We start from the raw sequence: 23639 nt of genomic DNA on the forward strand, positions 1-23639 counted from the left end.
CCGTACCGCGCCCGGCGGCCCCGGTCTCCCCGAGGGGGCCGACCGGGCCGCTGCGGCCGACGCGCTTCTGCTGGGCCGCGCTGCCGACGCGATCGGCCCGGCGCCCGGCCTGGTGCTCGCGCTCAGCCGCTACGGCCGCCGCACCCTGCACTCCACCGGCACCGCGCCCGCCGGCGGCCGGCCGCGCGACCGCCTCCGGTACGAACTCGGCTCGGCGTCCAAGACCTTCACCGGGCTGCTGCTCGCCCGGCTGGTCGCCGCCGGCCGGTTCTCCTACGACGACCCGGCGGCGGAGCTCCTGGCCCCCGGCCACCCGGTGCACCCCTCGGTGCGGGCGATCACCCTGCGCCATCTGGTCACCCACACCTCGGGGCTGCCCGGCCTGCCGGCCGACTTCTACCCCCAGGCCGTACCGCGCTGGACCACCGCCCCGTACGCCGGTTACCCGGCCGGCCGGGTCGTCCGCGCCTTCCTGCGGGCCCGCCCGCGCCACGCGCCCGGGACACGCTGGCACTACTCGAACTTCGCGGTCGCGGTGCTGGCCCACACCCTCGCCACCGCGACCGGCACGCCCTGGGAGGTCCTCGTCCACCGGGAGGTCCTCGCGCCACTGGGCCTGGACGCCACCTCGCTCGCTCCGGGACGGCCGGGCGCCGACGCACGGGGCCACCTGCGCGGCGGGGAGCCGGTGCCGGTGCTCGACATCGGCGGGTTCGCCGGGGCGGGCGCCGTCCGGTCCACCCCGCACGACCTGCTGACCTTCCTGGAGGCGCACCTCGCGGCGAGCGGCGCGTACGCCGGGACCGGGGCGGCCGGGGACATGCCGACCGTGCCGCCGGACGGCCCGCTCACCGCCGCGCTGGCGGGGATGGCACGGCCGGTGCTCCGCCGGGGCCCGCGCCACACCCACACCCACACGCTGACGTGGTTCCAGCACGCGACCCCGCACGGGCCGGTGAACTTCCACGCCGGGGCGACCCCCGGGCAGCAGGCGTTCCTCGGCTACTGTCCGGACACCGGGACCGCGCTGGCCGCCGTCTGCACCCGGCGGGTGTCGTTCAGGGACCCGTTCGTCGCGACGGCCCACGGCCTGCTGACCGACTGAACGCGGACGCGGGGCACGACGGGGCGGGGCACGGCGGGGTTCAGGCGCCCGGTGCGGGCGTCAGGTGGTCTTTCGCCGCGTTCTTCGCCGCGTTCTTCGCGGCCACCACCGCGTCGAAGACCTCGCGCTTGGGCAGCCCGGCCTCCGTCGCGACCGCGGCGATGGCCTCCTTGCGCCGCTCCCCCGCCTCCTCGCGGACCTGGACCCGGCGCACCAGTTCCTCCGCGTCCAGCTCCTCGGCCACGTCGCCCGCGCCCTCGACGACCACGGTGATCTCGCCCCGTACGCCCTCGGCCGCCCACACCGCGAGCTCGCCGAGCGGGCCGCGCTTCACCTCTTCGTACGTCTTCGTCAGCTCGCGGCAGACGGCGGCCCGCCGGTCCGCGCCGAAGACCTCGGCCATCGCGGCGAGGGTGTCGTCGAGGCGGTGCGGGGCCTCGAAGAAGACCATGGTGCGGCGCTCACCGGCGACCTCGCGGAGGCGGCCGAGACGCTCGCCCGCCTTGCGGGGCAGGAAGCCCTCGAAGCAGAACCGGTCCACCGGCAGGCCGGAGAGCGCCAGCGCGGTGAGGACCGCCGAGGGACCGGGCACCGCGGTGACCTTGATGTCCTTCTCGACGGCGGCGGCGACCAGGCGGTAGCCGGGGTCGGAGACGGACGGCATGCCCGCGTCGGTGACGAGCAGCACCCGCGCCCCACCGGTCAGCGCCTCGACCAGCTCCGGAGTGCGGGCCGACTCGTTCCCCTCGAAGTAGGAGACGACCCGCCCCGTGGTGTGGATGCCGAGCGCCTGGGTGAGGCGGCGCAGCCGGCGGGTGTCCTCCGCCGCGACGACGTCCGCCGTCTCCAGCTCGGCGGCGAGCCGCGGCGGGGCGTCCGCCACGTCGCCGATGGGGGTGCCGGCGAGGACCAGCGTTCCGGGCGTCGGCGTTCCAGGAGGTCCGGGCGTTCCAGGCGTTTCAGTCACAGAACCATTCTCCCAGCCCGGGAGGCACCCCTCGCACAGATGATTTCCCTACGATGGCGCGGTGACGAGTACTGCGCCCGACGCCCGGCAGGGCCACGACGCCGGGGACGAACTCCCCGGCGAGCAGCCTTCTCCCTGGGAGCGGCGGCTGCACCGCTTCGGCCACGTGCCCCGGAAGGACATCGGGCTGCGTGAACGCCTGATCCCTCCCTACACCCGGCCGAGCCCCCGTGTCTGGGGCGTCCTCGGGGTGTCCCCGGTGCTGGCGGACCGGCTGCTGCGGTGGTCGGGATGGGCCGGTCCGCTGCTGGTGACCCTCGTCGCCGGGGTGCTGCGCTTCTGGCGGCTGGGGCAGCCCGACGCGGTGATATTCGACGAGACCTACTACGCCAAGGACGCCTGGGCCCTGATCAACCAGGGGTACGAAGGCGCCTGGCCCAAGGACATCGACAAGGTCATCCTCAACGACCCGTCCCGCGTGGACGTCCCCGTCGAGCCGGGGTACGTGGTGCACCCGCCGGTCGGCAAGTGGGTCATCGGGCTCGGCGAGCACATCTTCGGCTTCACACCGTTCGGCTGGCGGTTCATGGTGGCGGTGCTCGGCACCCTGTCGGTGCTGCTGCTCTGCCGGATCGGGCGCCGGATGTTCCGCTCGACGTTCCTGGGGTGCCTGGCCGGCCTGCTGCTCGCGGTGGACGGCCTGCACTTCGTCATGAGCCGCACCGCCCTGCTCGACCTGGTGCTGATGTTCTTCGTGGTCGCGGCCTTCGGCTGCCTCGTGAACGACCGGGACTGGGCCCGCCGGAGACTGGCCCGGGCGCTCCCCGTCGACGGGGACGGAGTGCTCCGCCCGGACGCCCGGACCGCCCAGACCCTGCGCCTCGGCCCGCGCCCCTGGCGGCTCGCGGCCGGGCTGATGCTCGGCCTCGCCTTCGGCACCAAGTGGAACGGCCTCTACATCCTCGCCGCGTTCGCCGTCATGTCGGTCCTCTGGGACGTGGGCGCCCGCCGCACGGCCGGCGCGGCCCGCCCGTACGCGGCGGTCCTCCGCCGCGACCTGCTGCCCGCCTTCGTCTCCACGGTCCCGGTCGCCCTCGCCACGTACCTCGTCTCCTGGACGGGCTGGCTGGTCACCGACAAGGGGTACGACCGCGACTGGGCGAACAGCGCGGAGGGCCGGAAGGGTTCCTGGACCTTCCTCCCCGACTGGCTGCGCAGCCTCTGGCACTACGAACACCAGGTCTACGACTTCCACGTCGGCCTGACCTCCGGTCACACCTACCAGTCGAACCCGTGGAGCTGGATCGTCCTCGGCCGCCCCGTCTCGTACTTCTACGAGGAGCCGAGCTGCGCCGAATCGGCCACCGGCAAGTGCTCCCGCGAGGTGCTGGCGCTGGGCACACCGCTGCTCTGGTGGGCCGCCTGCTTCGCCCTCGTGTACGTCCTGTGGCGCTGGTTCTTCCGCCGCGACTGGCGGGCGGGTGCCATCGCCTGCGGGGTCGCGGCGGGTTGGGTGCCGTGGTTCTTCTACCAGGAACGCACGATCTTCCTCTTCTACGCGGTCGTCTTCGTGCCCTTCCTCTGCCTCGCCGTGACGATGATGATCGGCGCGATGATCGGCCCGGCCGCCGGCACCGGGACCCGCGCGGAACTGGGCCTCTCCACCTCCGACCCCACCGGCGAACGCCGCCGGGCGATCGGGGCGGTGGCGGCGGGTCTGCTGGTGCTGCTGATCGTCTGGAACTTCATTTATTTCTGGCCGCTGTACACGGGGAACCCGATCCCGGAGCCGGACTGGCGGAACCGGATGTGGCTGGACACCTGGGTGTAGCGGGTGAGGCCCGGAGGAGCGTCCTGGGGTGGCCGTCCCCACCCCCGGACGGTCCTCCGGGCCTCCACGCCGGGTCATGCCGTGGACGACCCCAAGCGGGGAGAGCGCTCCCCCCTCCACCCCCGCACAGCGTCCCGTTCTGATAACAACTGGCCCTCCCCACACTCATGTCCCGTACAGTCATGCACGCAGGTCGATTCTTGAACATGTTCAAAGAAGATCTCGGGGGAGGGACCGCATCATGCGCAGCGGAGCCAAGGTCGCCATCGTCGGCGGGGCGTTCGTGCTGGTGGCCGGAGGGTTGAGCTACGGCGCGTACACCGTGCTGACCGGGGACGGGGACGTCGGCATCGGGTCGCAGAGCGCACCCGCCGAGGTGAAGAGCGGACCGCCGGACGCCAAGGAGATCGCCGCCGCGTCGAAGGCGTTCTTCGATGCCTGGTCCTCCGGAAACGGGTCACTGGCCTCGCAGTTGACCAACAACGCGGTCGACGCCGAGCCCGTGCTGACCGGCTACTCCACCGAGGCGCACATCGAGAACCCGGTGATCACGCCTGGTCCGGCGGTCGGGGCGACCGTCCCGTACACGGTGAAGGCGACCGTCTCCTACGAGGGGAAGAGCCGGCCGCTCTCCTACTCCTCCGAGCTGACCGTGGTCCGCGGGCTGACCACCGGCAAGGCGCTCGTCGACTGGCAACCCAGCGTCGTCCATCCGAAGTTGACGAAGGGGGCGAAGCTCGTCACCGGGGAGCCGTCCGCGCCGGAGATCGAGGCGGTGGACCACAACGGCACGGTGCTGACGGCGGAGAAGTTCCCTTCGCTCGGGCCGGTCATCGCCACACTGCGGCAGAAGTACGGGGAGAAGGCGGGCGGCTCCGCCGGCATCGAGACGTGGATCGAGGGCCCGGACGAGGCCACCCCCGACATCACCCTGCTGACGCTCGCCAAGGGCAAGCCGGGCAAGGTCCGGACGACCATCGACGCGGACGTGCAGGCGGCGGCCGAGAAGGCGGTGAAGCAGTACGACGAAGCCTCCGTCGTCGCGGTCAGGCCGTCGACCGGTGCCATCCGGGCGGTCGCCAACAACCCGGTGACCGAGTTCAACGTGGCACTGGAGGGCCAGCAGGCACCCGGCTCGACGATGAAGATCGTGACCGCGGCGATGCTCCTGGAACGCGGCAAGGCCACGGCGAACGGGGCCGTCGAATGCCCCGTGGACGTGATGTACCAGGGCCGGACGTTCCACAACCTGAACAACTCCTCGCTCCCGGACGGCAGCAGCTTCACCCAGACCTTCGCCAACTCCTGCAACACCGGCTTCATCAAGCTGATCGACGACGTGGACGACGACTCCGCGCTCGCGAAGGAGGCGAAGGAGGTCTTCGGGATCGGGGAGGACTGGAAGACCGGTGTCACCAGCTTCGACGGGAGTGTGCCCGAGGAGACCGGCGGTGAGGCCGCGGCCCAGTACATCGGGCAGGGCACGATCCAGATGAACGTCCTCAACATGGCGTCCATCACCGCCACGGCCCGCACCGGGACCTTCCACCAGCCGGTCATCGTGCCGCTCGACCTCGACGGCCGGCCCGCCGCCACGGCGTCGCGCTCGCTCCCGTCCTCCGTCGTCCAGCAGCTCACCACGATGATGCGGGCCACCGCCGCGTGGGGCACCGGCGCGAAGGCCATGGCCTCGGTCGGCGGCGACAAGGGCGCGAAGACGGGCTCCGCCGAGGTCGACGGACAGGGGAAGTCCAACAGCTGGTTCACCGGATTCAGCGACGACCTGGCGGCGGCCGGTGTAGTCCAGTCCGGCGGCCACGGCGGCGACGCGGCCGGTCCCATCGTCGCAGCGGTCCTGCGGGCGGGGTGACCCGGGCGCGGCCGCGCGTGGGGGAAGCCGGGCGCGGCCGCCCTGCCACCCGGCTCCGGATCACCGCCGACCCGCCCGGCGACCCGTCGGAGTGCGTAGCGTGCGGGTCATGAGTACTTCGACCGCAGGCTCCGCCGCCGAGCCCCAGCCCGCCCCCGTCTCCCCCGCGCACCCCGACGCGCACCCCCGGTTCGCCGCCGCGCTGGCGGAGTTGGGCGTGAGCGTGGAGGTACGCCGCTTCCCCGATGCCACCCGCACGGCGGCCGAGGCGGCCGCCGCGATCGGCTGCGGGCTCGCCGAGATCACCAAGTCCCTGGTGTTCGTGGCCGACGGCGCCCCGGTGGTGGTCCTGATGGACGGCGCCTCCCGGGTCGACGTCGAGCGGGTGCGCGAGGTGCTGGGCGCGGCGAAGGTGAAGCGCGCGGGGGCCGACGTGGTCCGCGAGGCGACCGGGTACGCGATCGGGGGCGTACCGCCCTTCGGCCATGCGACGCGGACCCGGGTGCTGGCCGACCAGGGCTTGCTGGATCACTCGATCGTGTGGGCGGCGGCGGGAACCCCGCACACGGTCTTCCCGCTCGATCCGGAGAGCCTGATCGCCCACGCGGGCGGCACGGTGGTGGACGTGCGCGAGCGGAGCGCCTGACGCGCCTGCCGTGCACGCGGGCGCCGGGCGTGCACCCGCGCCCCGCTCACTCCCCCGCCATCGCCTGCTTGAAGCCCGTGTTGACGGCGAGCAGGCCACCGTCGACGCGGAGGGTGGTCCCGGTGATCCAGGACGCGTCGCGGGAGGCGAGGAAGGCGACGGCGGCGGCGATGTCCTCCGGCTCGCCGATGCGGCCGAGGGGGTAGAGGGCGGCGGCGCGGTCGAGTTCGGCGTCGCGGCCCGCCCAGGCGTCGGTGCGCAGGGTGCCGGGGGCGATGAGGTTGACACGCACCCCACGCGGTCCGGCATGGCCGGCGAGCGTACGGGTCAGGCTGGTGAGGCCCGCCTTGGCGGCGCTGTAGGCGTGGCCGCCGAAGTCCTGCTCGCCGTTGACCGAGCCGATGTTGACGATCGCGCCCCGGCCGGAAGCGGCCAGGTGCGGGAGGGCGGCCCGCGAGCAGCGGAACGCGCCGCCGAGGCAGATGTCCAGGTCCCGCTGCCAGACCTCGTCGCTCTCGTCCTCGAAGAGCGGGGCGTCCGGACCGGCCGCGTAGGCGTTGTTGACCAGCACGTCGAGCCGGCCGAAGGCCGCGACCGCGTGCGCCACCGCCGCCTCCACGGCCGCCCGGTCGCCGACGTCGCAGGCGAGGGAGTCGGCCGATCCTCCCTCGTCCCGTATCCGCCCGGCGGTGGCCCCGGCCCGGGCCGGGTCGAGGTCGGTGACGAGGACCGAGGCGCCCTCGGCCGCGAGCCTGCGGGCGGTGGCGGCGCCGACGCCCTGTCCGGCGCCGGTGATGAGGATGCTGTGGCCGTCGAAACGCGCGAGCGTGTGGGGTGTCATGGGGGCGACCGTACTGCCCCGGGCGGGACCGCTGTACCGGAGCGGTCTCAGAGCACCGATCGCACCGCCCGGATCAGTGCCTGGGCGCGGGGGTCGGCGGTGACTCCCTTCCGGAGGCCGTTGGTGACGTAGCCGAGGGCGATGCGGGACTCGGGGTCGGCGAAGCCGAGGGAGCCGCCGCGTCCGGGGTGGCCGAAGGAGCCGGGGCCGAGCAGCGGGGCGGCGGGGCCGTGCAGCATGTACCCGAGTCCAAAACGGGTGTGGACGACGAGGACCCGGTCGGGTCCGGCGGACTCCTCGGTACGGGCCAGGGTGAGGGTGGCCGGGGCGAAGAGGCGGTGGCCGTCGACCTCGCCGATCATCGCGGCGTAACAGCGGGCGAGGGCACGGGCGGTGGCGATGCCGTTGGAGGCGGGGAGTTCGGCGGCCCGGTAGGCGGGGTCGTTCTCGTCCGGGTCCGGGTGGATCGCGCCGAAGGCCCGGCTGGTGAGCGAGTCCGGGTCGGCGTAGGCCTCGCTGACGGCGCGTTTGGGCCGGATCCGCAGGGCGCCCGGGTCGCCGTCGGCGGGGGGTGGGACGGGGCCGATCCGGCCGATGCGGTGGGCTTCGTCGGCGGGGAGCCCGAACCAGAAGTCGAGTCCGAGGGGGCGGCCGATCTCCTCGGCGATCCAGCGGCCGATGGTCCGGCCGGTGGCCCGGCGGACGAGTTCGCCGATGAGCCAGCTGTAGGTCTGGGCGTGGTAGCCGTGGTCGGTTCCCGGTACCCACTCGGGGCGTTGGGCGGCGAGGGCGGCCGGGCCGCTGTGGCCGTCGGCGGCCTCGGCGGGGGTGAGCGGCCGGTCCAGGGCGGGGACGCCGGCCCGGTGGGCGAGGAGGTCGCGGACGAGGACGCGTTCCTTGCCGTTCGCCTTGAACTCGGGCCAGTACGTGCCGACCGGGGCGTCCAGGTCCACCTGTCCGCGCTGATGCAGCATCAGGGGGACGGCGGCGGCGATGCCCTTGCCGGCCGAGCGGACGATCTGGACGGTGTCCACCGCCCAGGGCTCGGCGCCGTCCACGTCCCTCGTACCGGCCCAGAGGTCCACGACCTTGCGCCCGTCGCGGTAGAGGGCGACGGCCGCGCCGCGCTCACCGCGCTGTTCGAAGTTCCGTACGAAGGCGTCCCGGACCGCTTCGAATCCGGGGGCCACCGTGCCCCGTACGTCCACGCCTGCTTCCGCGCTCCCGCTCATCCCCCCATCCTGCACGGCCACGCGGGTCGTGCGGGTGGCGGGTCACCCCGTTTCGGGGGTCACGGAACCGGGATCGAAGCCGAAGGGCAGCTCCAGCCTGTGAGCGCGCATCAGTTCCTCGTCGAGGAGGAGGTTCTGCGTGCGGTCGTCGGCGACGATCACCCCGTCGCTGAGGACGACAGCGCGGGGGCAGAGTTCCAGGGCGTACGGGAGGTCGTGCGTGACCATCAGGACGGTGATGTCCAAGGAGCGCAGGATGTCGGCGAGTTCACGGCGGGAGGCGGGGTCCAGGTTGGAGGACGGCTCGTCGAGGACGAGGATCTCCGGCTCCATGGCGAGGACGGTGGCCACGGCCACCCGGCGGCGCTGCCCGAAGGAGAGGTGGTGCGGCGGGCGGTCGGCGTACTCGGCCATGCCGACCTGGGTGAGGGCGGTGGTGACCCGGGCCTCCAGTTCGGGTCCGCGCAGCCCGGAGGCGGCGGGGCCGAAGGCGACGTCCTCGCGGACGGTGGGCATGAAGAGCTGGTCGTCGGGGTCCTGGAAGACGATGCCGACGCGGCGGCGGATCTCGGCTAGGTTCCGCTTCTCGACCGGGAGTCCGGCGACGCGGACCGTACCGGCGCCCGCGTCGAGGATGCCGTTGAGGTGGAGTACGAGGGTGGTCTTCCCGGCGCCGTTGGGGCCGAGCAGGGCGACGCGCTCGCCGCGGCCGACGGTGAGGTTCACCCCGAAGAGCGCCTGGTGTCCGTCCGGGTAGGCGTAGGCGAGCCCGCTGACGTCGAGGGAGGGCGGCGCGGCGGGGGGAGTGGGGCCGGTGGGGGTGGGGCTGTTCATGTGCTCATCCCAGCAGACGTACGGAAGGGGGGTGCGGGGAGCCCGCGGGATCGCGGGACGCCGCGGGGCGCGGGCTCCTCACAGCGCCCACCCCAGGGCGCAGACCACGAGGGCGGGCAGCGGGAGGGCCGCCGCGTACGCCCACTGGACACGGGTGGCCGTCACCTCGTCGATGACCGGCATGGTCCCGGTGTACCCCCGGCTGACCATCGCCAGGTGGACGCGCTCGCCGCGTTCGTAGGACCGGATGAAGAGGGCGCCGGCCGACTTGGCGAGGACGCCCCACTGCCGTACACCGCGCGCCTCGAAGCCCCGGGAGCGGCGGGCGATCGACATCCGGCGCATCTCGTCGGTGATGACGTCCCCGTACCGGATCATGAAGGACGCGATCTGGACGAGGAGCGGCGGAAGTCTGAGCCGCTGGAGGCCCAGCAGCAGGGCGCGGAGTTCGGTGGTGGAGGCGAGGATCACCGAGGCGGCGACGCCGAGGGTGCCCTTGGCGAGGACGTTCCAGGCGCCCCAGAGGCCGGGCACGCTCAGGTGGAGGCCGAGGAACCCGGTCTGCTCCCCCGGTACGAAGAACGGCATGAGCAGCGCGAACGCGACGAACGGGATCTCCACGACCAGTCGCTTCAGGAGGTACCCGGCGGGGATCCGGGCCACCGCGGCGACGGCTCCGAGCAGGACCGCGTACAGCGCGAAGGCCCAGACCGCGTCGCGCGGGGTGGAGACCACGACGAGGACGAAGACGAAGACGGCGGCGAGCTTGCAGTGCGGGGGCAGCGCGTGGACGGGGGAGTGTCCGTGCCGGTAGAGGCGGTGGGCGTGGCCCGAACCCATCGCGGTCCTCAGACCTTCTCGGAGAGCGGCGTGTCGGCGTGTCCGGCCGTCGTGTCCCCGCCCTCGTCCCGGCGGCGGCGGATCACCCAGAACACCGTGCCGCCCACCACGACGGTGGCACCGACGCCGATGACCCCGGCGAGACCACCGGAGAGGCGGGCGTCGTCCACGTCCTTCACTCCGTAGTCGGCGAGCGGGGAGTCGGCGGAGGCGTGCTCCTTGACGTGCCGGTCGATGCCCTGGTCGGTGGCGACCTTCTCCAGGCCGTCGGGGCTGGAGGAGGCGTAGTACGAGACGAAGCCGGCCAGCACGAGGGCGGCGAGCAGACCGGCGGCCAGCAGACCGCGCGTGGAGCGGGTCGCGACGCCGATGGTCTTGGTGCCCCTCGTGGCGGCGGCGGGGGCGGCGTCGACCAGCTTCCCGTCCACCCGGAGCTTGAGCGGCGCGGCGAAGCCCCTGGCACCGTGCACCAGGTCGGGGCGGACCGCGATGACGGCGCCGACCGTGGCGGCGGTGATGACCGCCTCGCCGATGCCGATGAAGACGTGGACGGTGACCATCGCCTTGAAGACGTCGCCGATCGGGATGTCGGTGGTGCCACCGATCCAGTAGAGGAACGTGAAGGCGAGGGCGGCGGCGGGTACGGAGACCAGCGCGGCGACGAAGGAGGCGACCGTGACGGTGGACCGGCGGCGCGGCAGGACCCGCATCAGCAGGCGGAAGACCCCGTACGCGACGACGGTCGTGACCACGCCCATGTCCGTGATGTTGACACCGAGGGCGGTGAGGCCGCCGTCGGCGAAGAGGATGCCCTGCATCAGCAGGACCACGGTGACGCAGAGGACCCCGGTGTAGGGCCCGACGAGTATCGCCGCCAGGGCCCCGCCGAGCAGGTGGCCGCTGGTGCCCGCGCCCACGGGGAAGTTCAGCATCTGCACGGCGAAGATGAAGGCCGCCATCAGCCCGGCGAGCGGGGCGGTGCGCTCGCCCAGCTCACGGCGGGCGCCACGCAGGCTGACCGCGACGGCGCCCGCGGCGACGACTCCGGTGGCCACCGAGACAGGTGCGTTGATGAAACCGTCGGGTACATGCATGGGGAGGCTCCGCTTCTGCGGGGTCGACGAGGACGGGGTCTGCGACCCGGCACGGGCCATGAACCCGCCAATCATAGGGCGTTCTTGCGAACGATGCGCAAGAGCGCATGTCCCACATCTACGCGCCGCGCGTGCGCTGCGATATATGGGACATTTATTACAAAGTGCTTTTAACAGGAGGAGTCGGCCGATGTCCCCCGTGATCGAAGAACACACCCGGGCCCGCCTCATCACCGACGGTCCGCTCACGCGTCCGGTCCCGGTCGACCTGCGCTACGACGCCGAAGACGACCCCGGCACCGTCCACCTCGTCTTCGACGGCGGCGCGGACTGGGCGCTCGGCCGCGAGCTGCTGGAGGACGGCATGAACGCGCCGGTCGAGAACGGCGAGGTGCGCCTCTGGCCCGCCGGGCGGGCGCAGTTGATGCTGGAACTGCACTCCACCGGCGGAGTCGAGGTCTTCCAGATCGACAACGCGGCGCTCCAGCGTTTCCTCTGCCGCACCCGCGCCGAGACCGCTCCACCCGCCGCGGCCGGCCGCTGACCCGGGGCCGCCGGGTCAGCGGACCGACCCCCCGGCCCGCATCCCGCATCCCGCAGACGTAGCGGGTACGTCGAAAGCCCCCGTGCCGCTCGCACGGGGGCTTTCTGTCACACCGGCACCCGTCCCCACAGATGTCGGTGCACCCGGCGCCGCGCCCCGCTCAGGCGCGGCCCCGGAGTCCGGTGCGGCCGTCGGACCGGTGGGCCCGACGGCTGCCGGGGGTCAGACCCGGCTCAGCGCGCGCTCGCCGCCGGCCGGCCCGTCGCCGTCACCGGCGTCGTCGGCCGGGAGGTGCTTGCGCAGACCCTCGCCCTCGACGTCGACGTTCGGCAGGGCGCGGTCCAGCCAGCGCGGAAGCCACCAGGCGTGCTTGCCCAGCAGGGCGAGCACGGCGGGGACGATCGCCATGCGGACCACGAAGGCGTCGAAGAAGACGGCGATCGCGAGACCGAAACCGATCATCTTGATCATCGACTCGGTGGCGCCGATGAAGCCGCCGAAGACCGCCATCATGATGACCGCCGCCGCCGTGACCACACGGGCGCCGTGTTTGAAGCCGGTCTCGATCGCCTGGTGCGGGGTCTCCCCGTGGACGTACGCCTCCCGCATCCGGGTGACGAGGAAGACCTCGTAGTCCATCGCCAGACCGAAGACCACGCCGACCATGAAGATCGGCATCATCGACATGATCGGACCGGTCGTCTCCACGCCCAGCAGGGAGGCGAGCCAGCCCCACTGGAAGACCGCGACGACCGCGCCGAGTGCCGCGACGACCGAGAGCAGGAAGCCGAGGGCCGCCTTCAGCGGGACGAGGATCGAGCGGAAGACCAGGATCAGCAGGAGGAAGGCCAGGCCGACGACGAGCCCCAGGTAGGGGACGAGCGCGTCGTTCATCTTCTGCGAGAAGTCGATGTTCATCGCGGTGGCGCCGGTGACCAGCACTTCGGCGCCGGTGTCGCTCTTGATGTGCCGACCCGCGTCACGGATCTGGTGCACGAGCTCTTCCGTGCCGGCCGAGCTGGGCCGGTCCTTCGGGACGACCGTGATCGTCGCGGTGTCCCCGGCCTCGTTGTACACGGCCGGGGCGACGGCGGCGACGTGGCCGATGGACTCGATCTCGTCGGTGACCTGCTTGACCGCGGTCTTACCGTCCGAGCTGTGGCGGGTGTCGACCACGACCATCAGCGGCCCGTTGAAGCCGGGGCCGAAACCGTCCGACAGCATGTCGTACGCCTGGCGCTGGGTGGTGCTCTTGGGCTGGGAGCCGTCGTCCGGCAGGCCCATCTCCAGCGAGGTGGCCGGCAGGGCGATGGCCCCGAGGCCGAGGACCCCGACGACCAGGACCCACACCGGGCGGCGCAGCACGAAGCGGGCCCAGCGGGTACCGCCGTTCGGCCTGGCGTCGGGAAGGTTCGCGGCGGCGGCCTTGCGCGCCTTGCGGCCCATGATCCGCCTGCCCGCGAAGCCCATCAGGGCCGGAACCAGGGTGAGAGCGATGAGGACGGCGACGACGACCGTGCCGGCGGCGGCGAAGCCCATCTTGGTGAGCATGGGGACGTTGACGACGGCGAGACCCGCGAGGGCGATGACCACGGTCAGCCCGGCGAAGACGACGGCGGAGCCGGCCGTGCCGACCGCCCGTCCGGCGGCTTCCTCCGGTTTCCGCCCCTCGGCCAGTTCGGCCCGGTAGCGGGAGACGATGAAGAGCGCGTAGTCGATGCCGACCGCCAGGCCGATCATCGCCGCGAGCGTGGAGGTGGTGGTGCCGAGGTCCAGCACGTTGGCGAGCGCCGTGATCGAGCCGACGCCGATGCCGACGCCGATGATCGCGGTCAGCAGCGGAAGCCCGGCGGCGACCAACGAGCCCAGGGTGACGACGAGCACCACTGCGGCGAGGACGACGCCGATGACCTCGGTGGCGCCGCCCTCGGCGCCGGGTTCGAGCGCGTCACCGCCGACGGCCACCGTCATCCCGCTCGCCTCGGCGTGGTCGCCCGCCTCGGTGAGGGCGTCGCGGGTCGCGTCGGTGATGTTGGTGGCGTCCTCGGTGTAGGAGACCGAGATGTACGCGGTCGAACCGTCCTCGCTGACGGCGTTGGCGGTGTACGGGTCGGTCACCGAGGCGACCTGGTCGGAACTGCCCTTCAGCTCACCGACGATCTTCTCGACGTCGGCCTTGTGGGCCGCGTCGGTCACCTTCTGCCCGTCCGGGACGTTGAAGACGACCCGGGCGGTGGCGCCATTCGCGTGGGAGGCGGGGAAGCGCTGCTCCAGCAGGTCGAAGGCCTTCTGCGCCTCCGTCCCCGGTATCGAGAAGGAACTGGAGGCGGGGGTGGCCGCGGTGGCGGCACCCACTCCGGCGACTGCCAGCAGGGCAACCCAGATGAGGGCGACGTAGCGCCGCCTGCGGAACGCGAGGCGCCCGAGTTTGTAAAGGAAAGTGGCCACGGAGGCGGACTCCCGGTCAAGTCGTGTGCGGGAAATGAGGCGTGAGGAACCAGCCCGACGACGAGAGCGGCGTGTCAGGTGGAGCGGTGGGGAGCGGACCGCCGGGGAAGCGGCCGGGGAGGTCGGACGCCGGTGTCCGACGGGTCAGGCTCGGACGGGGCTCGAAGCCCCGGCCGTGGTCCGCCCGGCGACACCGAGGGCGGGGAGCACCACGGAGTCGACGTATTCGAGAAGGAACTCCTGGTCGACGGGGCGGCCGTCGACCAGGTGCCGGACGCCGAGGGCGCCCATCAGCATGTGGGGTACGTACTTGAGCGCCGGATTGTCCGGGTTCAGCTCGCCCCGCTCGACACCCCTGCGCAGCAGCAGGGCGAGTCCGGAGAGCTCCGGCTCGACCAGCAGGTCGCGCAGGGCCTGGTGCAGATCGGGGTTGTCGTGGACGGCATGGCTCAGGCCTCGCATGAGCGCGGAATCCTGTTCCATCCGGCAGTCGTCGGTACGGGTCACGACGGCGTGGAAGTCCCCACGCACCGATCCCGTGTCGATGTCGGCGAGGCTCACCGGCTTGTTGTGCCGCAGGGCCGTCACCACCAGCTCGGGCTTGCTCCCCCACTGGCGGTAGAGGGTGGCCTTGCTGGCGTGGGTGCGGGCGGCGACGGCGTCCATGGTCAGGGCGTCGTAGCCGACCTCGCGGAGCAGGTCGAGGACGGCGGCGAACAGCTCGCTCTCGCGTTCAGGCGTGAGCCTGGTGCGTGCCACGGGCGCCGGCCTCCTTCCTTGCTCCGGTCCACGGCTCGCTCACAGGAACGAAACCGTTTCGTACACCTGAGCCTACGTCCGCCCCCCAGCGAAACGGGGCCGTTTCGCTTGTGGGGTGCGCCACATGTAAGCCGCGTCACGAGTTGCCCCGGGACCCGCCCACCGAAAGCATGGGTCGGGTGAGTGACGACGTCGCGTATCTCCGTTTCCCGCACCTCCACCAGGACATGCTCTGCTTCGCGGCCGAGGACGATCTCTGGGTCGCCCCCCTCGCCGGCGCCGGGCACCGTCCCGGACGGGCGTGGCGGCTGACCGCCGACCGCACCCGGGTCGGCCACCCGCGCTTCTCCCCCGACGGGAGCGGCATCGCCTACACGACTTGGCGCACCCTCGACCCCGAGATCCACCTCGCCCCCGTCGACGGCGGCCCGGCCCGCCGCCTCACCCACTGGGGCTCAACCGACGCCCGGGTCTGCGGCTGGACGCCCGACGCCGGCGACGGCGCCCAGATCCTGGCCGTCTCCTCGCACCGCCAGCCGTTCTCGTACTTCTCCTGGGCCTACAGCGTCCCCACCGACGGCTCCCCCGGGGGCCGGCTCCCCTGGGGGCCGGTCTCCGACATCGCCGTCGCCGACCTCGACGGCGAGCGCCGCACCCTGCTGCTCACGGGGACGCCGCCGCACGAGCCGGCCGCCTGGAAGCGGTACCGGGGCGGCGCGACCGGCCGCCTCTGGCTCCACGGCCGACGGCTGCTGCCGGACATCGGGGGGCATCTCGACGCCCCGATGTTCGTCGGCCGGCGGATCGCCTTCCTCTCCGACCACCAGGGCGTCGGCAATCTCTACTCCTGCCTTACGGACGGCACCGACCTGCGCCGCCACACCGACCACGACGCCTTCTACGCCCGCCACGCCTCCAGCGACGGCACCCGCGTCGTCTACCAGTGCGCCGGCGACCTCTGGCTGGTCGAGGACCTGGAGGACCCGGCCGCCACCCCCCGGAAGCTGGAGGTACGGCTCGGCGGCCCGCGCACCGGACGCCGCACCTACCAGGTGCCGGCCGCCAGCCACGTCGGCTCGCTCTCGGTGGACGAGACGGGCCGGGCGAGCGCGGTCAACGTACGCGGTTCGCTGTACTGGCTCACCCATCGCGACGGCCCGGCGCGCACCATCGCCGACACCCCGGGCGTACGGGTCCGGCTGCCGGAGATGCTCGGCAGCGGCGGCCAGGTCGCCTACGTCACCGACGCCGACGGCGAGGACGCGGTGGAGATCGCCGCCCTGCCCCGCGCCACCGGCGACCGCCCCACCCGGCGGCTCGCCTCCGGGCAGCTGGGCCGGGTGCTGGAGATGGTCTCCGACCCGGAGGGCGAGCGCCTCGCCCTCGCCGCGGACGACGGACGGCTGCTGCTCCTGGACACGCGGGACCCCGGCGAGGCGGACGCGACGGCGGCGGGCGAGCCGCCCGGGTCGGGGCCCGGCGGGTCCACCCGGGCCGAGGTCTTCCGCGCACGCGCCGCCGGGGTCGCCGAGAAGGCCGGGGCGGTCGAGGCGACGGCGGTGGCCGCGCTCGCCGAGACCTCGGGGCCGGACGACCCGGAGGAGACGCCGGAGGCCGCGGACCCGGACACCGCCGAGGTGCCGTCCCCGGCGCCGCCCGCCCGGATCACCGAGCTGATCCGGTCCGTCAACGGCCCCGTCCGCGACCTCGCCTTCTCCCCCGACGGCGCCTGGCTCACCTGGTCCCACCCGGGCATCGGCCGTTCGCTGCGGCAGATCAAGCTCGCCCGGATCTCCGGTCCGGGCGCCCCGGTGATCGTCGACGTGACCAACGGCCGCTTCGAGGACGAGAACCCGGTCTTCACGGAGGACGGCAGGTACCTCGCCTTCCTCTCCTGGCGCGGCTTCGACCCGGTGTACGACGTGCACACCGGCGACCTCTCCTTCCCGCTGGGCTGCCGCCCCTATCTGGTGCCGCTCTCCTCCGCGACCCCCTCGCCGTTCGCGCTTCTGCCGGACGGCCGCCCGGCGGCGGGCGGCCTCGACCCACTGGACCTGCCCGAGGGCGGTACGGGCGAGGGGACGGCGCCGGTGACCGTCGAATTCGAGGGCTTGGAGAACCGGGTGGCACCGTTCCCGGTCGCCGCGTCGAAGTACTCCGCGCTACACCCCGTCAGCGGCGGCGGGCTGGTCTGGCTGCGGTGGCCGATCTCCGGCGCGCTCGGCGAGACCTTCGCCAACCCGGCGGACATGTCGGGCCGCCCCACGCTGGAGCACTTCAACATCGCCAAGGCCCGCAGGACCGAACTCGTCGACCACCTCGACTGGTTCGCGGTCAGCGGCGACGCGACCCGGATGGTCGTCATGGACGACGGGGAGTTGCGGGCCGTCCCGTCCAACGAGCCCGGCGACGGCGACTCCACCACCTACCTCGACCTGCGCCGCATCCTGCACGAGGTGGACCCGGCGGCCGAGTGGCGGCAGGCGTACGACGAGGCGGGCCGCATCATCCGTTCCTACTTCTGGGAGCCGGACATGTGCGGGATCGACTGGCCGGGGGTGCTCGACCAGTACCGCCCGCTCGTCGAACGCGTCTCCTCGCCCGACGAGTTCGCCGATCTGCTCCGTGAGGTCCTGGGCGAACTCGGCACCTCGCACGCGTACGTCTCCCCCGCCCGCCGCAACGAGGGCCCCCCGCACTACCAGCGGGCGATCGGCCTGCTCGGCGCCAACCTCGTCTGCCGGGACGGGGCATGGACCGTCCAGCGGGTGCTCCCCGGCGACTCCTCCGACTCCAAGGCCCGCTCCCCGCTCGCCGGCACGGGCATCCGGGAGGGCGCGGTCCTCACCCACGTGGACGGCCGCCCCGTCGACCCGCTCACCGGCCCGTACCCGCTGCTGACGGCCGCGGGCGGCACCACGGTCGAGCTGACGTTCGTCCCGCCGGGCGGCCAGGGGCGACCGCGCCGCGTCGCGATCGTGCCGCTGGTCGACGAACGGCCCCTGCGCTACCAGGACTGGGTGGCCAAGCGCCGTGAGGTGGTGAGGGAGTTGAGCGGGGGGAAGTGCGGCTACCTGCACATCCCCGACCTCGGGGGTTCCGGCTGGGCGCAGTTCAACCGGGACCTGCGCATGGAGGTGTCCCGCCCCGCCCTCATCGTGGACGTACGCGGCAACGCGGGCGGGCACATCAGTGAGCTGGTGGTCGAGAAGCTGACCCGCAGGATCCTGGGCTGGGACCTGACCCGCAACGCCCAGGCCGTCTCGTACGCCTCCAACGCGCCGCGCGGCCCGGTGGTGGCCCTCGCGGACGAGGCGACCTCCTCCGACGGCGACATGATCACCGCCGCGTTCCGGCTGCTGAAGCTGGGGCCGGTGGTGGGGCAGCGCACCTGGGGCGGGGTGGTCGGCATGACCGGGCGCCACCGGCTGGGCGACGGCACCGTGATCACGGTGCCGATGAACGCGGCCTGGCTCGACACGTACGGCTGGTCGGTCGAGAACCGCGGCGTCGAGCCGGACATCGAGGCGCTGCGCACCCCGCTCGACTGGGCGGAGGGCCGGCACGCGGTTCTGGACGACGCGGTGCGGCTCGCCCTGGAGCTGCTGGAGGAGCAGCCGGCCGCGACCCCGCCGACGTACGACGCCGTACCGGACCTGCGCCGGCCGCCGCTTCCGCCGAGGTGAGGCGGGTGCCCCGGCTTCCGCCGCGGTGAGGCGGGTGCTCCGGCGGGCCCGCCTCGGCCGGGTGCACGGCCGGGGCCGCAGGGGGTGAGCACGCCGAAGGGGCGCACCCGGTCGTCCGGGAATGCGCCCCTTCGTGGTCGGACCGGCCGGAGCCGGCCCGGGCCTCGGCCCGTCAGCGGTCGAAGCGCTCGCGGGCCTGGTCGGCCGCGTCGTCCGCCCGGTCGCGGAGACCCGCCTTCCCGTCGCCCCGGTCGCCGGCGTCCTTGGCGCGGTCGCCGGCGTCCTTGGCGCGGTCGCCGGCGGCGTCCTTGCCCTTGTCCGACTTCTGCTTGGCCTGGTCGGCGAGTTCCTGCGCCTTGTCCTTGAACTGGTCTGCGATACCCATGCTGTTCACTCCTGTGGGATGCGTGGGGCCAGGGGGGACCGCCCCGCGGGGTGGCCTCGCCCAGCCTCGCACGACAGGACATACGACGCATTTTGATCATTGGTGCACGGTGGCGGCGGCTCAGTGGCGCGGGGCGCGTGCCTCCGTGTCGGCCGCTCCGCCGGCTCCCACCAGCCCCTTGGGAATGGAGTCGAGCCGGGGGGCGAACCGTTTCATCTCCCGGGCGCCGACGGTGCCGATGAGCGTCGGCAGGTAGCCGCGCACCGACTGCATGCCGCGCAGCCACCACTGGGCGTAGACGTGCGAGGAGCGCCGCTCGATGCCGGCCACGATCCGGTCGACCGCCGGGCCCAGCGGGTAGGTGCGGTTGGTGGGCCAGGGCAGCCGGCCGCGCAGCTCCCGCATCACCTCGTCCTGGTCGGCGCCGCGCACCATGTCGGTGTCGGTCCAGGAGAGGTAGCCGACGCCGACCCGCACACCCCGGTAGCCGACCTCGGCCCGCAGGCTGTGCGCGAACGCCTCGACACCCGACTTGGAGGCGCAGTACGCGCTCATCATGGGCGCGGGGGTGATCGCGGCGAGGGAAGCTATCTGGAGGAAGTACCCCCGGCTCTCCATCAGTACGGGCAGGAACGCCCGGCCGGTCACCGCGCTGCCGATCAGGTTGACCTCGATCACCCGCCGCCAGGCCACCGGGTCGGAGTCGACGAACGGGCCGCCGGTGGCGACCCCGGCGTTGGCGACGACCACGTCCACCTTGCCGAAGCGCGCCTTGACCTCCTGGGCGACGCGCGCCATCTCCTCGTGGTCGGTGACGTCCGCGTACCAGTGGCCGCTCTCCCCGTGGAGCCGCTCCGAGACCTGCTTCAGCTCTTCCGGCTCCAGGCCGACCAGGGCCAGCGTGGCGCCGCGCGCGGAGAGTTTGCGCGCGAGCAGCTCGCCCACGCCCCGGGCCGCTCCGGTGACGACGACGACCTGTCCTTCGAGGCTCCTACCGGCGCTCATGCGACATCCTCCTTCTCGGTCGTCGCGGTCCCGGTGAGGTGACCGGCGACGAGTTCGCGGATCTTGGCGGTGACGGCTTCGGGTGCTTCGAGCGGCGTCATGTGCCCCATCCCGGGCAATTCGGTGAGACCGAGGCACTCCGGCAGGGCGGCGGCGAGCGCACGGGCGTGCGCGGGCGGGGTCATCCGGTCCTCGCGGCCCACCAGCACCGCGGTCGGCACCCGCAACTCGGGCACGTTGAGGTCCAGATCGAGGTCGGAGAGCACATGGCCCCACGCGGTGCGGGCCTTGGCGGGGCAGGCGTGCACGATCCGCGCGCAGATCTCCACCCGCTCGGGCGGCGAAGCGGGGCCCATCGTGGCGTACTTGAGGAGCTTGCGGGTGACGGGCGTGACCGGCCCCAGCGGGAAGGGCGCCCCGAGGATCGCCCGGGTCCCCCGGGTACGGGCGGCCCCCTTCGGCAGCGGAAGGACCCGGGACTCCGCCGCCAGCCGCCCACTGCCGGTGCTGCACAGCAGGACGGCGGCGGCGTGCTCCCGGAAGCCGGGGCGGCGGGCTGCGGCCATCATCGTCATCCCGCCCATGGAGTGCCCCGCCAGCACCGCCTTGCGGCCGGGCGCGAGGGTGGCGGCGAGCACCGCTTCCAGGTCGTCGGCGAGGGCGTCCGTGCTGTGGCCGCCGGGGCCGACGTCGGGGCTCCCGCCGTGTCCGCGCTGGTCGTAGGCGATGACCCGGTGGTCGACGGCGAGGTCGGCGATCTGGGCGGCCCAGAAGCGGGTGCTGCAGGTCCAGCCGTGCGCGAGGACGACCGCGGGCGCCTCCTCGGGGCCGTGCAGTTCGACGTGGACGCGGGAGCCGTCGGCGGAGACGGCGAAGAGCGTCCGCGCCGGTACGGGGGCGGGGGTACCGGGATTCGGTCGTGCGCTCATCGGGTGGCCTCCTCGGTCACGGGCCGGTCCGGTCCGGCGTTCTTCGCGTGCGGTACTGCCCGGGGTGCTGCGTTCGGTGCCGCCGCGGGTTCCTGGGCCGCCTGCGGGGCCCCGCCGGGCGTCCAGGACCCGCCGGACCTCTGCGCGACCACCGTAGGCGGCCGGGCGGTCGCGGGGGCGCGGATCACGTCGTACTCCGCCAGATCGACTGACCTGGTGGCGCGGCGGAAGTCGGCTGTGGTACCCGGCCAGACGGTGGTGTTGCGGCCGTTCTCGTCCAGGTACCAGCTGGTGCAGCCGCCGGTGTTCCACACGGTGCGCTTCATCCGCTGCTGCACCCGGTCGTTCCAGCCGTCCACCGCGGCCGGCCGGGCGGCGAGCGCGGTGCCGGCACCGAGGACCTTCAACTGCCGCAGGTAGTCGGCCATGTAGTTCAGCTGGGACTCGATCATGAGGATCATCGAGGAGTTCCCGAGCCCGGTGTTGGGGCCGATGATGGTCATCCAGTTGGGGAAGCCGGCGGCGGTCGCGCCGCGCAGCGAGCGCATGCCGCCCTTCCAGGTCTCGGCGAGGGTGGTGCCGTCGGCGCCGACGACCCGTTCGGCGATCGGCATGTCGGTGACGTGGAAGCCGGTGCCGAAGACGATCGCGTCGGCCTCGGTCTCCGTACCGTCCGACGCGACCAGCGTCGATCCGCGCACCTCGGCGAGGCCGGAGGCGACCACGTCGACATTGGGCCGGGCGAGCGCCGGGTAGTAGGTGCTGGAGAGCAGGATGCGCTTGCACCCGATGCGGTACGAAGGGGTCAGCTTGGCGCGGAGCGCCGGGTCCTTGATCGCCCGGGCCATGCCGGCCTTGGCTATCGACTCGATCAGGCCGAGGCCGTCGGGGTACTTCGTGAAGGCGCTGACCTGCAGCTCCCTTATGCCCCAGAGCAGTCCGCGCCGTGCGGTGCCGGTGACCGGGACGGTGCGGTGCAGCCACCGCTCCGCCTTGCCGATGGCCCGGTCGGCGCGCGGCATCACCCAGGGCGGGGTGCGCTGGAAGAGCGTCAGCCTGCCCACCCGGGGCTGGATGGCGGGCACGATCTGGATGGCGGAGGCACCGGTGCCGATCATCGCGACGCGCTTGCCGGTCAGGTCGTAGTCGTGGTTCCAGCGGGCGGAGTGGAAGACCTCGCCCGGGAAGGTGTCGAGCCCGGGGACGTCCGGCATCTTCGGGTCGGAGAGCGGTCCGGTCGCGGAGACGACGACGTCCGCGACGATCGTCGAGCCGTTGGCCGTCTCGATGACCCAGTTGAACGCCTCGGTGTCCCAACGCATCACGGTGACTTCGTGGTTGAGCCTCAGGTGCGGACGGATGCCGAAGGTGTCGGCCACCCGCTCCAGGTACGCACGTATGTGCTCCTGGCCGGAGAAGGTGCGCGGCCACTCGGAGTTGGGGGCGAAGGAGAAGGAGTAGAGGTGCGAGGGCACGTCGCAGGCGCACCCGGGGTACGTGTTGTCGCGCCAGGTACCCCCCACCGAGCCGGCCCGCTCCAGGACGACGAAGTCGGTGATGCCCTCGCGGCGCAGCCGGACCGCGGCCCCGAGGCCCCCGAATCCGGATCCGATCACCGCCACCCGTACGTGCTCGTGCTGGGCCATGCTGCCGCCTCCCCGAGGTACGCCATTCGACGCTGCCAGCAATCACTGGCACCTTTCGGAGGGTAGAGCAGCCCCGTACCGATGGGTAGAGGGCGGGACAAGGAAGTTACCGGCGGTACGACATAAGGTTCGCTCTGTGGCCGAAGGACATGAGCAACGCGAATACCGCATGGAGGAGCTGGCCGAGGAGGCCGGCATCACCGTGCGGACCCTGCGCTTCTACCGCGAGCGCGGACTCATCCCGCCGCCCCGCCGCGAGGGACGCATCACCTGGTACGACAGCCACCACCTGGCACGACTGCGCACCATCACCGGCCTGTTGGAGCGCGGCCACACCCTCAACGGCATCGCCGACCTCGCCGCGACCTTCGACAGCGGACGCGATGTCGCCGAGGTCCTCGGCCTCGGCGAGCCCACCGAGGAGACCCCGGTCCGGCTGACTCCGGAACAGCTCGCCGACTATTTCGAGGGCGAAGTCACACCGGAGAACCTCGCCACCGCCCTCGACCTCGGCTACCTCGCCACCGACGGCGACGAGATCGTCCACATCAGCCGTCGCCTGTTGGAGGTATCCGCGGAACTGGTGCGCGAAGGCGTCCCGCTCGCCACCGTCCTCTCCACCGGCCGCCGCATCCGCGAGCACGCCGAGTCGCTGGCCGAGATCTTCGTCCGCGTCATCCAGGTGCACGCGGCGGACAGCCCGATCGACAAACTCCGCCCACTGGCCCGCGCCGTGGTGGACGCGGAGCTCTCGATGGCCCTGGACCGGCGGCTGCGCGAGAGCGACGAGGGCGGGCCGGGGGCGGGCGCAACCCCGGAGTAGGCGCTCCGGGACCGCGCCCGGGGTGTGGGGCGCCAACCGGATCACGCCCACGCGGGCTGCGGCGCGGACCTGTTGACCGTCCGAGCCGATCGCGACCCGCGGCGGCCCGTTCCCTCACCCACCTACCGAGACGCGCGCCGCTCCACGAGATGCT

The 23639-nt window shown here is 73.0% G+C and carries 18 protein-coding genes and 1 pseudogene; 7 read left to right on the top strand and 12 right to left on the bottom strand.

What is annotated here, in order from left to right; translation table 11 throughout:
* Positions 1–67: 67 nt before the first annotated feature.
* Positions 68–1105 (top strand): serine hydrolase domain-containing protein, encoded by a 1038-nt coding sequence (locus PZB77_RS12215; RefSeq protein WP_275496029.1) that lies wholly within the window; start codon positions 68–70, stop codon positions 1103–1105.
* 40 nt (positions 1106–1145) lie between these two features.
* On the opposite strand, the gene rsmI is transcribed toward PZB77_RS12215, so the two are convergent.
* Positions 1146–2072, bottom strand: coding sequence for a 16S rRNA (cytidine(1402)-2'-O)-methyltransferase (gene rsmI / locus PZB77_RS12220; protein WP_275492623.1), 927 nt, complete (start codon positions 2070–2072; stop codon positions 1146–1148).
* A gap of 61 nt (positions 2073–2133) precedes the next feature.
* On the opposite strand from rsmI, the gene PZB77_RS12225 reads away from it, so the two are divergent.
* The 3 genes from PZB77_RS12225 (at position 2134) to PZB77_RS12235 (ending at position 6419) form a co-directional block, all read left to right on the top strand.
* A complete protein-coding gene (locus PZB77_RS12225; protein WP_275492624.1) occupies positions 2134–3903 on the top strand; it encodes a phospholipid carrier-dependent glycosyltransferase in 1770 nt (589 codons plus the stop codon).
* A 241-nt stretch (positions 3904–4144) separates the two neighbouring features.
* A complete protein-coding gene (locus PZB77_RS12230; protein WP_275492625.1) occupies positions 4145–5773 on the top strand; it encodes a penicillin-binding transpeptidase domain-containing protein in 1629 nt (542 codons plus the stop codon).
* A 109-nt stretch (positions 5774–5882) separates the two neighbouring features.
* Complete coding sequence (locus PZB77_RS12235; RefSeq protein WP_275492626.1) at positions 5883–6419, top strand: YbaK/EbsC family protein; 537 nt, start codon at positions 5883–5885, stop codon at positions 6417–6419.
* A gap of 46 nt (positions 6420–6465) precedes the next feature.
* Here the strand turns inward: PZB77_RS12235 and PZB77_RS12240 are convergent, their stop codons facing one another.
* From PZB77_RS12240 to PZB77_RS12260, 5 genes are all read right to left on the bottom strand, one after another.
* Positions 6466–7260, bottom strand: a complete 795-nt coding sequence (locus tag PZB77_RS12240; RefSeq protein ID WP_275492627.1) for an SDR family NAD(P)-dependent oxidoreductase — start codon at positions 7258–7260, stop codon at positions 6466–6468.
* Positions 7261–7307: 47 nt separating this feature from the next.
* Positions 7308–8468 (bottom strand): serine hydrolase domain-containing protein, encoded by a 1161-nt coding sequence (locus tag PZB77_RS12245; RefSeq protein ID WP_275496030.1) that lies wholly within the window; start codon positions 8466–8468, stop codon positions 7308–7310.
* A 66-nt stretch (positions 8469–8534) separates the two neighbouring features.
* Positions 8535–9326, bottom strand: coding sequence for an ABC transporter ATP-binding protein (locus tag PZB77_RS12250; protein ID WP_275492628.1), 792 nt, complete (start codon positions 9324–9326; stop codon positions 8535–8537).
* 78 nt (positions 9327–9404) lie between these two features.
* Positions 9405–10166: a cobalt ECF transporter T component CbiQ gene (cbiQ, locus tag PZB77_RS12255; protein ID WP_275492629.1), complete on the bottom strand. Its 762-nt coding sequence runs from the start codon at positions 10164–10166 to the stop codon at positions 9405–9407.
* A gap of 8 nt (positions 10167–10174) precedes the next feature.
* Positions 10175–11260, bottom strand: a complete 1086-nt coding sequence (locus tag PZB77_RS12260; RefSeq protein ID WP_275492630.1) for an energy-coupling factor ABC transporter permease — start codon at positions 11258–11260, stop codon at positions 10175–10177.
* Positions 11261–11450: 190 nt separating this feature from the next.
* Here PZB77_RS12260 and PZB77_RS12265 point away from each other — a divergent pair.
* A pseudogene (locus PZB77_RS12265) lies at positions 11451–11777 on the top strand (SsgA family sporulation/cell division regulator); the annotation flags it as partial.
* A gap of 249 nt (positions 11778–12026) precedes the next feature.
* On the opposite strand, the gene PZB77_RS12270 reads toward PZB77_RS12265, so the two are convergent.
* A complete protein-coding gene (locus PZB77_RS12270) occupies positions 12027–14252 on the bottom strand; it encodes an MMPL family transporter (protein ID WP_275492631.1) in 2226 nt (741 codons plus the stop codon).
* Positions 14253–14396: 144 nt separating this feature from the next.
* Positions 14397–15011 (bottom strand): TetR/AcrR family transcriptional regulator, encoded by a 615-nt coding sequence (locus PZB77_RS12275; protein WP_275492632.1) that lies wholly within the window; start codon positions 15009–15011, stop codon positions 14397–14399.
* Between the two features lie 179 nt (positions 15012–15190).
* Here PZB77_RS12275 and PZB77_RS12280 point away from each other — a divergent pair, with 179 nt between their 5' ends.
* Positions 15191–18697, top strand: a complete 3507-nt coding sequence (locus tag PZB77_RS12280; RefSeq protein WP_275492633.1) for a S41 family peptidase — start codon at positions 15191–15193, stop codon at positions 18695–18697.
* 172 nt (positions 18698–18869) lie between these two features.
* Here PZB77_RS12280 and PZB77_RS12285 read toward each other — a convergent pair whose 3' ends face one another.
* The 4 genes from PZB77_RS12285 to PZB77_RS12300 all read right to left on the bottom strand — a co-directional run bounded on the left by PZB77_RS12285 (position 18870) and on the right by PZB77_RS12300 (position 22662).
* Positions 18870–19082: a hypothetical protein gene (locus PZB77_RS12285; protein WP_275492634.1), complete on the bottom strand. Its 213-nt coding sequence runs from the start codon at positions 19080–19082 to the stop codon at positions 18870–18872.
* 120 nt (positions 19083–19202) lie between these two features.
* Positions 19203–20087 (bottom strand): SDR family oxidoreductase, encoded by an 885-nt coding sequence (locus PZB77_RS12290; protein WP_275492635.1) that lies wholly within the window; start codon positions 20085–20087, stop codon positions 19203–19205.
* On the bottom strand, positions 20084–21016 hold the full coding sequence (locus PZB77_RS12295) for an alpha/beta hydrolase (RefSeq protein ID WP_275492636.1): 933 nt from the start codon (positions 21014–21016) through the stop codon (positions 20084–20086). The genes PZB77_RS12290 and PZB77_RS12295 overlap by 4 nt, the downstream gene beginning before the upstream one ends.
* Complete coding sequence (locus PZB77_RS12300) at positions 21013–22662, bottom strand: NAD(P)/FAD-dependent oxidoreductase (RefSeq protein WP_275492637.1); 1650 nt, start codon at positions 22660–22662, stop codon at positions 21013–21015. Before PZB77_RS12300 ends, PZB77_RS12295 begins: the two co-directional genes overlap by 4 nt.
* A 169-nt stretch (positions 22663–22831) precedes the next feature.
* Here PZB77_RS12300 and PZB77_RS12305 point away from each other — a divergent pair, with 169 nt between their 5' ends.
* On the top strand, positions 22832–23485 hold the full coding sequence (locus PZB77_RS12305) for a MerR family transcriptional regulator (RefSeq protein ID WP_275496031.1): 654 nt from the start codon (positions 22832–22834) through the stop codon (positions 23483–23485).
* Positions 23486–23639: the final 154 nt, after the last annotated feature.

Origin of the sequence: Streptomyces sp. AM 2-1-1, from assembly GCF_029167645.1 — a bacterium.
GTDB lineage: Bacteria > Actinomycetota > Actinomycetes > Streptomycetales > Streptomycetaceae > Streptomyces.